The sequence below is a fragment of the Mesobacillus sp. genome (assembly GCF_047739415.1).
In the GTDB taxonomy this organism is placed as follows: domain Bacteria; phylum Bacillota; class Bacilli; order Bacillales; family Cytobacillaceae; genus Mesobacillus.
Map to the genome: position 1 here is coordinate 1 of NZ_JBIQOE010000307.1, position 12824 is coordinate 12824.

The window sequence follows — 12824 nt, forward strand, 5'->3', positions numbered from 1 at the left end:
CTAGCATCTTCTTCAGTTTTTTTCTTAATTCAGATTGCTTGTCCAACTTCATCCACTATCACCCCCTTTAAAGATTAAATGTTTCTTGTTGTCTCATAACATCTAAATATTTTGCATTGACCGGATCCTCTATTGCTTCACCTACATTAACAATTAATAATTGTCCTATTTGTTCGCCCCAATCTAATCCTCTAATGTATGAGGAAAACTTATCTTTTTGTTCTTCATCCTCAATTAAAAATACTAGTTTAGGATTATCTTCACTGTTTCCAGGAATTGAATTAACCAACAGCTGGTGTTTACTTAAATCATTTGAAGTTATTACTCCGGAAAGTTCTTCAACTTTTTTAAAATCGGACTTTGAAATATATGAGACTAAAACCGCCTGGTTAATCGCTTCATTTTTCTTAATTAATACTAATCCATCAATATTTAAAAACTGCTTTTCACTAACTTTTTGTGATGCAAGATAAGAAGGAAGCCACTTTACGCTACCAGGCATATTTGCAACGTAATTGTGTCCGTAAGCTGCCAAATTTACAGCCTGTAAAATACTTTTCTTTCGATTACCAAAATCCTTAAATATCAGCCCATATGGATCTTCTGAAAAATCATCTAATGTTGCAAATAAAAGATCACTACAGTAAAAACCTTTCTGATACCAAGTTTGATATTTAGTAGCTATCAATCTTTGATAAGAAATATTTGTTCGATTCTCATTAGAAATATAAATTAAGACAGGTGGAACATCAGTTGGATAACTTCTTAAAACATCATGCTCCTTATAAAAACCTTTTATGAAATAATCGTTTTGCCCTTTTATCTTTTCAATCATCTTTTTTTCAGAACGTCTAATTGTTCTTTCATATTCTACAAAAACAGGAGTAGAATCAGCTACTTGAACTTTTTTAAAAAACCAAAGAGAATCTGGTAAAAACACATTCTTGAATGAATGTTCCATATCGATACGATACGCAGCATCCCTTTCCCCTCTATAATCCATTTCATAATGTTCAGGACAATTAATTTTTGCTTGCTTCGTCAAATGAGCAACACTCAAATGATGTTCAATATATGCGCCCTTCCGATACTTTTTATTAGGGTCCCAAATTATTTCTTTTTCTCCATACAGACCTTCTACATGCGAAATGCCTTTACCAGCCAAGGTAAACACATTACCAACTCTTCCTTTAGATGATTCATTGTTAATCGATCGAAAAGGAATTGGATAAATATAATTTGCATCGGTTAATTTTTTCATTCTTCGATTAATACTAACCCTGGCAACATGTTCATCTTTAATGTCATTCCAGTACATTTTCCAAAGATATTTAAAATCAACGTAACCAAAATCATAAATATCTAAAAATATTTGCTCTTCCCTTTCAGTTATATTAATTGCCATAGTCTACTTCACAACCTATTCAATCTTATTTTAAAGACTATCCCAAGGATTAGCTGAGGCTTTAACTTCCTTTTTTTCCTTCTTTTCATTATCAATTTTAAATTGAAAAACTATTTCTTCTTCCTCTACTGTTTGGGAACTCTCTTTTTCCAAAGCTATTTCTTCAGGTTCTGAAGCCCTCACAACTTCATTCGAAACTGGTTCCGAAACTTCCAAAATCTCTTCTTTTTTTTCAAAAACTTCTTTAACAACAAGCTCTTCTGGTTCAGAGATCGCTACCTTTTCAAGCTCCTGAGTTGTTTTTTTAACTATTTCTTCTTCAGGTAATGCAAAGTTAATTTTTAAATCTTGTATCCCTTTCTGTTTTTTGACCTTTTCTTCTCGGTCCATTGCCTCTTTCCATGTACGTTCTAAAACCTTTTCAATAACTTCTGGATTAATCTTCTTATGTCTAGGAGCATCCATTAGAGCAGAAAAAGCCCGTGATGCAGAACGTCCTGTACTTAATCTCATATACGCATAGTTTTCAGGAGTGTTTTTTAAATTTTCTTCAAATAAATCTTCGTGATTAAAATATCTTTGAACAGTAGATGCATCATCAGGATTTTTAACTTTATACGCAATTAAAGAATTAAAATTACGCAAAATCGCTTGTGCTGCTTCGACTGGCATTTGCGAAACCAAACCTTGAGCTGCACCGATCAAAGGTACTTTTACATAACGTGTTCTATCGGCCATATCAGAAACTACTTGAGCATTAGTACTTATAAAAGAAGGTAATTCATCAGCTATTATTGGATGGATTGCTAAATCCTCCCCTTGCTCAATTAGTTCCTCCCTTGTTAATGCAGCCTGGTAAATCATCGTTAAAGCCATAGATCCATACATTTTCTTTTCAGCTTCATTTTTTATTTTAGAAAGATCTAAAATTGTAATTTTCCCTTCATCCATCCACTCACGCCAACGGAAACCACACGTATAAGTACCAGTAGCCTTACTCAGCAAAGTTGATAAAGAAAAATGTTCTAGTTTGTTTCTTGTACTATCTGTTAATTCACGATGTTGTCTTCGATTTTGAGTCACATTTTTAGAGTCTGGATTCATCATTTCTGCTAATTCCATTAATGTATGATAAATTTCTTCATATTGCGGAACGTCCTTGATTTGTTCAGCTATGGTCAAACAATAACTAAAATCCCTAAATATCCGATTAACGTTAATGATTGAAGCTTCACCACAATATTGAAGAGCAATACCAGCATGTAACATATTCCGGTCAGGTCTTACCCCCCAACCTTCAGGCCAAATCCTTTTTAATACTTCAGCAATATTTTTACTTACTGAATCGGGTGTAGAATCAAAATCTACATCGAAAACATTGAAAGGATAAAAACGATCATCTTTGCTGTTTGGACAGATATAATTTACATGATCAATTAATTCTTCCGAAAGATTCGAAACTAGTAACTTAGACAGCTCCCCATGAGGATCAATTAAATAAAACCCAATTTTACTTTCACCTTTAGCTTTAAGCTCATTTAACTTCAATTCTGAAATATCATTCATGAAATTTTGAAGGAAAACCGACTTTCCGGATCCAGATCCCCCAAGAGCCAACAAATGAGTACTTAAATAATCAGGATTCAAATAAATGTTAGTTGTCCTCATTCTGTATGTATTAGTACCAATTTTTAAAAAGCGTCCTTGACCATTTTGTTTTACTTCATTAGCTAACTTAATGATCTCTTTCGGTGCTTCAAGATTTTTCAATTCAAGCCTGGTTAAACGACTATTATTAACAGTTCTAGAAGGCAATCTCATTAATCCACTTAATTCCTCAATGTTTAAAATAACCCTCTTTAATCCTCTTTCGTAAAAAGGAAATCTACGTTTCTTCCAATCGGAAATTAATAATGGTTTAATATGCATCCAACGTTCCCTAGCTGTAAATTTATTTAAAGCTTCCGAAGTAAACTGACCAAAGCTACGCCCTAACTCTTTAACTATTGTCCTGGCTCGTTCTTCATTATCTGATTGAGCCATAAGTCGAATAACACAATGACCTAACAATTTTGTCTGCTTGGAGTAAACACTTGATTCAAAAAGTTCAACCTTTTCCCTTTCCTTTTCCATATCCCAATTCTTAACAATCTTTAATGCTTTATCGAAATTGTTCTGATATTTAGTAGCAGGCTGCAACAAAATTTGAACCATAGCTCGTTCATTAGAATCCAAATCAGATAAAGAATTTACTATTGCACTTTGGCTATCAACAATGTCATTTATAAACGTTTTAATTTTTACAGGATAATCTCTATCTAACTTTAAAGAAGTACCTGTTACAAAACGATCCCAATCCTGTACTAATGTATCCTCCACCTTATGAATTTCCATTTCTGGATGCTCACCAATAATTTTACGCCTAATTTCATCCCCTACAGATTCATTAACCGCCCAAAAATAATAGCCAATTTCATTTTCATCTGCTTCAATTTCCCAACTAATCCAAGGCCATTTTATTATTTTTCGATACCATTCACGCATCAAAGATTCAATAACCTCACCAGCTAATGTTTCATCTTTAAAATAATTCAAACTATGATCCCTATGCGCCAACATCTTATACCTAACACCTGGACCAATTAACGGAAACAAATGATACCTCACAATTCACACCCCCTCTAATAACCTCAAAAACTCCACCTTATATTTTTCAAAACTCTTCCCCAACTCTTCCCGATCTCACTCACTCACTCTCTCTACTCTCTCTCACTCTCTCTACTCTCACTCACTCTCTCTCACTCTCTCTACTCTCTCTCACTCTCTCACTCTCTCTACTCTCACTCACTCTCTCTCACTCTCTCTACTCTCACTCACTCTCTCTCACTCTCTCTACTCTCTCTCACTCTCTCACTCTCTCTACTCTCACTCACTCTCTCTCACTCTCTCTACTCTCTCTCACTCTCTCACTCTCTCTACTCTCTCTCACTCTCTCACTCTCTCTACTCTCTCTCACTCTACTCTTACACTCACTACCAACTACCCGCCCACCACCCTCAACCCCTCTCACTCTTACACTCACCTATGAGCGTTCTTTGCCTGTATTTCTTAAGTCCACCTATAGGGGTCACGGGTTGTAACGTAGTGGAGAGCCGTGACCCCTATAGGTGGACGACCCAAAGAAAGAGGGCAAATAACGCGATTCCGTCAGGATCACTAGTTGAAAATGGGTGGTGGGCGGGTAGTTGTCATGATAAACACTTTTAATTCAGTTTTAATAACATATTAGAAACATAATTTAAGATATTTTAACAACACTTGCACTTATATCTAATATGATACTAAAACACGGTTACCATTTCAACTGTTAATAAGTTATTTTTATCCTGGTTTACCTCTAATTTTTAAATTTTTTGGCGGCCCTCCCACCCCTCCTTTAAAACTACTTAATTGCTTATACGGTTTTGGGGCATTTATTTCGGGACCATTATTTCCCATTTTATCAGCTGGAAATTGTATTAAGTTTTTGTTTTTGTTCTCTTCTTTTTCTGGTCCGCTTGGATCTGTTAACAATGTGTATTTTGTTTCAGCTGCTCTTCCTCGGCCAGAAACTTCTTTCGAAATAATCCCTTCTTCCATTAACTTTTTGACAGTCCGATCTAGGTTACATTTAGATGTTTCATTTAACTCTTCTAATGCAGATCGATTAGAAACAACCCAAACACCATCATTTTCTTTTAGTTTTTCTATGAATTTATCACAAGCATCTTTTAATGTTTTATTCATTCTTTCTTCTGGAGATTTTTTTCTAGTATATCTTCTAGGATATAAACCAGTTATTCTTTTAACCCACGTTGAAGAAAGCCCCCAGGTTCCGGAATATGCAGAACGGGCTTGTCTTTCCACTTCTTTCCATGGAAAATCCGAAGTATCTTTGCAAACTGTACTATACCAATATTCAAGTGCTGTTATACATTCTCCAAGGTTATAATTTAACTCCTTATATAACAAAGAAATAGTTAAAGCAGTCTTCCTTCTTAGGCCAATTTGAGGCTCTTTTGTTAGGAGCTTTTTATAAGCTGGATCATTATAAATTGCTACTTTAGGAATATAAGTACCATTTCTCTTAATGTTCGTGTTTTGGCGATTTCCACCTAATTCTTTTCGTAATTCCACAAAGTCAGAAAGAGAATATTTCGTCTTAGTACAATAGACAATATTTGTAGGAATACGAATATATCTTTCGCCTCCAAATACATAATCTACAGTCTTTCTCTGCTTGTCTTCTTGGTTTTCAAATCCTTCTTTAAACAAATCTACTAGCCAGCTGTTTAAATCGTTGTAAAACCGTCCTGTATTCGTGAAATCATCTTTTGTTTTATGGGGACCAAAAGCTTCACCTTCAGGAGTAAAAACAAACCAAACATGAAACCCATTTGGAGTAGCATTAATAAACGTCGGTTCTAGCCCTTTTACAGCGCAGAAGCCCACGATTTCGCTTACTGAAACATCAGGATTGTCTATATCAATAACAAACGAATGAACGCTATTTAAAGCAGACTTACGACGTTCCCAAGCTGCACGTTTTTTGCTAACGTTAAAAGTTCCATAAGTCATGTATTCATAGCCAGATTGAACATATTTTAAAATAGTGCTAACAGATCGCACCCAGGTAGTCTGATTTTGACTCTGTAAATCGTTCTTATCCTTTCCAAGATGGATCCAACCAGGCTGCATCAATTTACGGCCAGTTGCATCCTTCTTGCCCTTTGTAGCCTGAATAGCAATACGATCATGGAATATCAAATAAAGAACTTCAGACAGATATAGTTTCTGTCCGTTATGGATCCCTACGACTCTATCAAATTTTAAAGTACTAGAAAGTTCGGTAAATTCCGTTTGGTGAGAAAGCATATCTGAAGAATATGCATAGGTAAGATTCATGTCTAAGTGTGTCTCCTTTCAAAATAAAAACGGTATTGGAGCAGGGTCCAACACCGTTTACACACACAGATAGACAGAATTATTTTCGAGGAAAAAAATCATTGAAAATGTTGTATATATCTAAAAAATAGGGTAAAATGGAAGTAAGTAAATATGTTTATTTAGTAAACGTTGGAGCGTTTACTTTTGTCCGGTGCGTTGGAGCGCAATATCCGGAAGTTTAATATCTCTTTTGGGTGAAACTTTTTTATCTAATCTATTTTAGGTGAAAATAATTCCATCCTACCTGTGTGTGTAGCTGGTGTTGGAACCGGCTACTATTTTTTTATGCAATTTTTAAGGTAAAACTAGGATATATTGGAGTCTCCCTTCCAGAGAACCGATTATTTAAATCTATTAAACTCATTCTATCATTTTTTTAGAAAAATGGAATACTTGACCAAAAAGAGGTTGAAATTATGACAAATTTCGTCTCTTTTTCTTTTATTATTTTAATTCATCTAAAAATATAAATAAAGTGTTTTTTACGGTTTTCCTTGCAATATTATTTCCAGTTACTTTGAACGTATTTATATATATATACGAAAAAATATATCTATATATAATAAATGAAAAGTTCCTAAAACCCTTTAATATAAAGGTTAACAACATATATTTTATATATATATTTTATGTTGACAATAGGGGATATAGGTATTAATATATAGACATGGAGATATTAAACTTTTAAGGAGAGGATTAACAGTGAACAAATTAGAAATCAAACGCTTTAACATGGATGCTGGTAACTCTATTACCGCAAGTATTATTAATGGTAGCAAGGATATTTTGGAGCTTCAGACAGCGATAGTAAAGCTATCAAACTCAAAAGCTAAAGATTACATTACAGAAAAGGTTGCTAAGTCAGATTTAAAAGATTCTATTTTAATAGAAGTAAACGGACAAGCTTATCTAGTAGGTAAGATTGCTAAGAGCATGGCTGGTAACGATCTTCATATCAACAAAGAATTACATAGCAAACTAACTTCAGACATTCCATATATAATGTTCTTGGCAAGCGTATCTGTCTATGAGGCTGAAGAAAATTACGATTCCAACGAAGATACTCAATTGGATATTAAATATTTCAGTACAATGCTTCCGATCTTTGAACTAAAGTCAGCTGAAAAGTTTTCAACTGTTAAGGAGCAAATGGCAGCTCGATTCCAAGGAGAACATGAATTCAAAGTATTAACTCCTGGTTGCATTAAAACCATTAAAATTAATATAGAGCAAAGTAAATGTTATGAAGAAGGGCTTACAGCTAAATACGGCCTTCAGTATAACTTTGATTTAACTCCTAATGCTGTTTCAGGTAAATTTGCTGGTCATAATACGGTTATGGTTGATATAGGCGGAGGAACAATAGATGAAGTACTTCTTCAAATCGGATTAAAACCACCTAAATCTAGAGACGACTTTCAAACAATTACTGAAGTTCCATACCTTGGAATGATTAAGGATTTAAGGGAAAGATTACGTTCATATTTTAAATCAGCAAGAGAATTAGAGGACTTTATAGTTGCTAATCATACCAACGATGAATATATTTGGGTGGATGGTTTAAATGGCAACCAGGTTAATCTAACAGAAGTAATAAAAGGAGCTTTGACGGATTATACCGATCAAATCATGGATATTATTTTAAATTCATATCCTCGATTAGAAAACGGCCAATTTTATAAATTTAATTACTTCGGTGGCAATGCACCAATCCTTAAAGAATTTATCTTAAACCACTTACAAGATAAATTTAGTGATCATATTGTCAGAGAATATCATCACATTGAACCGGATAAAACAGCTCGTTTCTTAAATCTCTATGGATTAGAAATTCTAAGTAAACAAAACACATTGGCTGCTAGTGAAAAATAATCAAAGGATTGGTACCATTGACTAAAAGAAAACCGAAATTCTCGGTAGTAACAAATGAAATGAGCGATGAAACATATAAGAAAATGGAGAAGCTTGTTAACAAAAGACTTTTTTCCCAAGCTGTAATTGATCTATTTGAAAGCAAAGATCAACATGAAAAAATATTGGCCGAATTAAAAAATGAAATTGAGACCTTGAAGAAAACGCTACTACAAGAGATTACCAAAGTAAGCAAACAAATTAGTAATATCAAGGTTGCTGTTCCTGGAACTGAACTGAAAGATACTGAGGAAGCTTCTGGATTTTCAATTGCTCCGGAATTTACTGAAGGCGACGAAGTAAAAGGGAAAATAGAAGAAGACATCGATTTAGATTTTTGAAGTATTGGTCCAGATTATTCTGGGCCTTTTTAATTTTTTAAAGATCACCTGACATAACAGAGGGAATTTTATACCTTGTCACGAATGTTATAACCAGGGGTGATACGTTATGACAAATGATACGGAAAGCTCACAAAGTATCTATAGTAGTGGGGATGTAGCAACTATCCTAAAGATTCAGGAATCTACCTTACGTAAATATTGCATTATGCTAGAAAAAGCCGGTTATAAAATCCATAAGAATGAACACGGACATAGAGGTTTCTATGACAAAGACGTTATAACACTAAAAAAACTACTAGAGATAAAAAAACACCCTGATATGACGTTAGAACAGGCCTGTAACGCTGTGATTTCATGGATTAGGGAAAGTGGTGGAACGAAGCATGATACAACCGACATATCACCATATAACCAACATAACACAAGTGATGACGATAATAGCATAGGGCAATTTCGGAAGGAATTCCAGGAGTACCAAAAACAACAAGAAGTATTTCAAAAGGAGTTAATAAATCAACTTAATAAACAAAATGAGTACATCAAAAACTCATTAAATGAACGTGATGAAAGATTGTTAAACGCCATTAAACAATCAATGGAGCATCGACAACAAATAGCAGCTGCCAAGGAAGAAAAAGAAGAAAATACAAACAAGAAAAAATGGTATAAATTTTGGTGAGCCAAAAAAGAGCTTCCATTTTTGGAAACTCTTTCATCTGGTAACAAATACAGATTTACTACCTAGGTAAAATCTGATATCTTTATTAACAAGACGGATAATGATTTTCCTCGATTTCTGATTCAGGATCCGTCCTTGACCTGTTTTACCCTCTATATTTTTTATAGGGGGTCTTTTTATATATCGGTTATATCTTTCATAATTTTAATAGTTAACATAATAAAAATCATCCTTATTTAAGAACATTTTGATAGTACTTAGCAGGATCTACAGGATTTCCATTTACCCTGACTTCAAAGTGAAGGTGATCACCCGTTGAATCTCCTGTACTTCCAACATAACCAACAACAGCACCAGCTCGAATTGTTTTACCTGCTGGTACGCCACTTGTTTTCATATGAGCATATCTAGATGTAATACCATTACCATGATCAATAAATACCACATTTCCGTACCCACCTAAAAAATCTGAAACAATAACTTTACCAGGAGCAATAGCAACTATGGGTTTTCCTCCAACACCATTAGCTGCGATATCAATTCCAGAATGCATCTTTGCTTCATTTGTTATCGGATGAATACGCATACCGAAAGGGGAGGTAATATTAGTTGTAAATGGAACCGGCCATAAAAATTCTCCACTACCTCTGATTATCATTCCTGAATTAACAAACTGTTGGGCGTAGTTTAGAACATCTCTTACATAACCGGTATCATGGTTATATTCGAATACAGCACCTTCATAATCTCCTGAAGCTGCTCCATTAGCAGCCAATAAATTTGCTGCACTAAATGCTGCATCATAAAGATCCCAAGGTGATGCTATTCCGTCACCGTTACCGTCTAATCCATATCCTCCATATTTCTTTATCATAGCAGGGTTACTTAATACCGACTGAGGAATATTACCATCCCCATATCCACCACAAGAGGGATATGCCCAGCCAATCCACGTACAATCCATAAATTGGAAATGTCCGATTGCTCCCATATAACTCTCCATAATATCTATAGTTGAGAAATTAGTTTCTACTTTATGAACAGCAGCAATCAGATTCCAAGGTACACCAAATTCTTCTTGTGCAGCTCTATAGATCGGTAAATATTCAGCAGGAATTTCATTTGCTCCTATTTCAGAAATTCCATCACCAAATCCTGTTTGCTGTTCCTCCATCGAACCGAAAAATAGGAATAAAATAAAAAACATAGCTACCAAAGAAAGGGCAAATATTAAGCCAGCAATTAGTATCGTTTTCCTGAATTTCCATATAGCTAAATCAATCGTAGTCTGTGCAGTTGCTTTTATCACGGGCAACCACCATCATTCATAAAATCACTAACTTTCCAATTTTCATCTTTTCCCTGAAGAGTTACCCAGACACAAGTTTTATACAGCTTTTTATTTCCATTATCATCTGAGTCTTCTAGACTAACACTCATATTCCATATTCTTTCATCTTCTGTTCTGCTTTGTACCGGAAAGAATTCTCCTGATAAATATTTTGTATAAGGTCTTGAAATCTCTTGTCTTCGAGGATTCTCTACTTTTTCATTATAGAATTCGTCCGTCATAAACTGTTTACTATTTTCTAAATATGACAAGGGTTCTTTTGCATTATAAGTCATATAAGATTTTACAAAGCTTTCTGCAATATTTTTAGTAACCTCGTTAACATCAATTTCTGGCTGATTAATTGTTTTATCTTCTGTTTGTTTAATTATTTCAGAATCCTTTTTTTCTACTGTCTTTTCAGGAACAATATCTTGTATTCTAGTATTTTCTGCTGGTTGATGCTCTTTATTGTTACTCATACTTGGGAGAATAAAAAATTGATAGGCAAGTAATATTCCTATTAGAAATACAAACAACAATACAACTAATAAATTTCTCCTTTGTCGTCTATTCATGGTTTACTCCTTTATCTAAATATTTCGGATGTTACTAAGATTCTTTTATCAGCTTCAATACCTAACGCTAAAGTCTTAATAGGTAAAACAACTTCTGCAACAACGCCAGGGTAATTCATTGTATTTCCGTAGCCATCATCAAAAGGTAAATCGTCCTGGTCAACAACATGCAGCTGCTCAATGATTATTGGGCCAGTAATAAGTTCATTATCAATTGGAGTGTTACTAGAATCTAAATTAAAGCGTTTTTGTAACATATCGGTGAATAGCTTTTCTGCATCGGTTTTATTTGTAACTTCAATATCAACGTAAAAGGCTGTTTTCTCGATATCAATCAATTGGTATATGTCACGGTTTATATCATCAATTCCTTCAGTATATTTTCTTTCTATAAAACCTATATAAGCGTTGTCTAAAAGAATCATGGAGATAGGAATAAAAAGCAACAAGGTTACTAAAGAAATAAGAAGGATCCCAACCCCAGCTGTTCCATTTTCATTAAAAAGAACTTTCTTCATCGTACAACCTCCAATGAAATTCCGTATATATCAGCACTTATTGGAATAGGATTAACTTCTATTAAAGGTAGGAGGGAGGCCGATGGTTGAAAAAACGGAAAATTGTATTGATACTCTAAATTCGCTGTCATTGGTTCACCGAAATTTACACTCCCTTTTTGAGTTCCAGTTAAAGTAACTCTAGAAACGTCAAATCCTTTATTTTCTAGAACTTGAAATACATACGTTTCAACTTCAGGAGTCAAGCCACCGTTTGCTTGCATTGCATCTTTTATAGTCGTATCAGCAAGATCGTTTAACTCTGTTGCATGTACTATGTAATCGTATAGAGTAACAACACCTAGCGTAAATGTTATTCCCATGAGCAAGCTTCCTATAAAGGCAATTAAACTATCTATAGATCCTTTTTCATCCTTTAAAGATTTCTTCATTAAAAGCAATTTGGACCGAATCTGCAACATCCTTTTTACCTCCAATTTCGCTCCAATTTTTAATTTTAATAGTCTTCCAAACTATTACTTTCTTTTTAAAATCTCCAAGATCAAGTTTCCTCGGAACAGCTCTATATTTAATAGTTAAAAGATCACCAAGTTTAGCATTTTCAAGTTTTTTAATATGGTCATCTAACCAGGCTTCCATAGGAAAATAATTCGGCTCCCATTTTTCAGTTGCCTTAATATATGAACCACCTGAACGCAATTCAAAATTTGCTACTTTTAGATCACCACGATTTTTTATATCTAAACTCGCTAAATAACCGGTTATGTCATTTTCATGTTCCATTATTTTTTCCTCCTTATAGAAAAGAGAAGGGGAGGGACCCTTCTCTAAGTCTTACAATCCAGAAATCGATTCGAATGTATCTCGAATAGCAGTAATAAGAGTATTTAAACCAGCATCGATCTCCGGATCTAATAACATCCACGCACCACCCAAAATAACTACTGCTGCTAAAATAAGCAAAAGATTAACTGCAATTTCGTTGTTACCTTTTTGATTCAATAAAACCGCCTTTGCTTGTCCAAGTTTTTCTTTTAAAAATTTCATCATATTAATTTTCCTCCTAATAGTTT

At 34.2% G+C, this 12824-nt stretch carries 12 protein-coding genes; 3 read left to right on the plus strand and 9 right to left on the minus strand.

Translation table 11 applies throughout. The features are described 5' to 3' along the window. Positions 1-67: 67 nt before the first annotated feature. The 3 genes from ACH0QE_RS24910 to ACH0QE_RS24920 form a co-directional block, all read right to left on the minus strand. The gene (locus ACH0QE_RS24910; RefSeq protein WP_415803122.1) at positions 68-1405 is read right to left on the minus strand and encodes a hypothetical protein; all 1338 of its coding nucleotides are present in this window, start codon (positions 1403-1405) and stop codon (positions 68-70) included. 30 nt (positions 1406-1435) lie between these two features. Further along, the gene (locus ACH0QE_RS24915) at positions 1436-4072 is read right to left on the minus strand and encodes a helicase HerA domain-containing protein (protein ID WP_415781363.1); all 2637 of its coding nucleotides are present in this window, start codon (positions 4070-4072) and stop codon (positions 1436-1438) included. Positions 4073-4786: 714 nt separating this feature from the next. Further along, entirely contained in the window at positions 4787-6349 is a 1563-nt protein-coding gene (locus ACH0QE_RS24920; protein WP_415781362.1) for a hypothetical protein, read from the minus strand. Positions 6350-7093: 744 nt separating this feature from the next. Here ACH0QE_RS24920 and ACH0QE_RS24925 point away from each other — a divergent pair. From ACH0QE_RS24925 to ACH0QE_RS24935, 3 genes are all read left to right on the plus strand, one after another. Continuing rightward, a complete protein-coding gene (locus tag ACH0QE_RS24925) occupies positions 7094-8263 on the plus strand; it encodes a hypothetical protein (protein WP_415778643.1) in 1170 nt (389 codons plus the stop codon). 17 nt (positions 8264-8280) lie between these two features. After that, positions 8281-8643 carry a hypothetical protein gene (locus tag ACH0QE_RS24930; RefSeq protein ID WP_415778642.1) on the plus strand — a complete coding sequence of 121 codons (363 nt, stop codon included), beginning with the start codon at positions 8281-8283 and terminating at the stop codon, positions 8641-8643. A 109-nt stretch (positions 8644-8752) separates the two neighbouring features. Next, positions 8753-9325 (plus strand): hypothetical protein, encoded by a 573-nt coding sequence (locus ACH0QE_RS24935; RefSeq protein WP_415778641.1) that lies wholly within the window; start codon positions 8753-8755, stop codon positions 9323-9325. Positions 9326-9557: 232 nt separating this feature from the next. On the opposite strand, the gene ACH0QE_RS24940 is transcribed toward ACH0QE_RS24935, so the two are convergent. Genes ACH0QE_RS24940 through ACH0QE_RS24965 form a run of 6 tightly spaced genes read right to left on the minus strand, consistent with a single transcriptional unit; the run spans position 9558 to position 12801 of the window. Further along, positions 9558-10634: a peptidoglycan DD-metalloendopeptidase family protein gene (locus ACH0QE_RS24940; RefSeq protein ID WP_415778640.1), complete on the minus strand. Its 1077-nt coding sequence runs from the start codon at positions 10632-10634 to the stop codon at positions 9558-9560. Then, positions 10631-11233 carry a hypothetical protein gene (locus ACH0QE_RS24945; protein WP_415778639.1) on the minus strand — a complete coding sequence of 201 codons (603 nt, stop codon included), beginning with the start codon at positions 11231-11233 and terminating at the stop codon, positions 10631-10633. The genes ACH0QE_RS24940 and ACH0QE_RS24945 overlap by 4 nt, the downstream gene beginning before the upstream one ends. Positions 11234-11244: 11 nt before the next feature. Continuing rightward, positions 11245-11751: a hypothetical protein gene (locus ACH0QE_RS24950; protein ID WP_415778638.1), complete on the minus strand. Its 507-nt coding sequence runs from the start codon at positions 11749-11751 to the stop codon at positions 11245-11247. Beyond that, complete coding sequence (locus ACH0QE_RS24955) at positions 11748-12212, minus strand: DUF4320 family protein (protein ID WP_415778637.1); 465 nt, start codon at positions 12210-12212, stop codon at positions 11748-11750. The genes ACH0QE_RS24950 and ACH0QE_RS24955 overlap by 4 nt, the downstream gene beginning before the upstream one ends. Continuing rightward, positions 12160-12534: a hypothetical protein gene (locus ACH0QE_RS24960; RefSeq protein WP_415778636.1), complete on the minus strand. Its 375-nt coding sequence runs from the start codon at positions 12532-12534 to the stop codon at positions 12160-12162. The genes ACH0QE_RS24955 and ACH0QE_RS24960 overlap by 53 nt, the downstream gene beginning before the upstream one ends. Positions 12535-12585: 51 nt before the next feature. Then, positions 12586-12801, minus strand: coding sequence for a hypothetical protein (locus ACH0QE_RS24965; protein ID WP_415778635.1), 216 nt, complete (start codon positions 12799-12801; stop codon positions 12586-12588). Between the last annotated feature and the right edge of the window lie 23 nt (positions 12802-12824).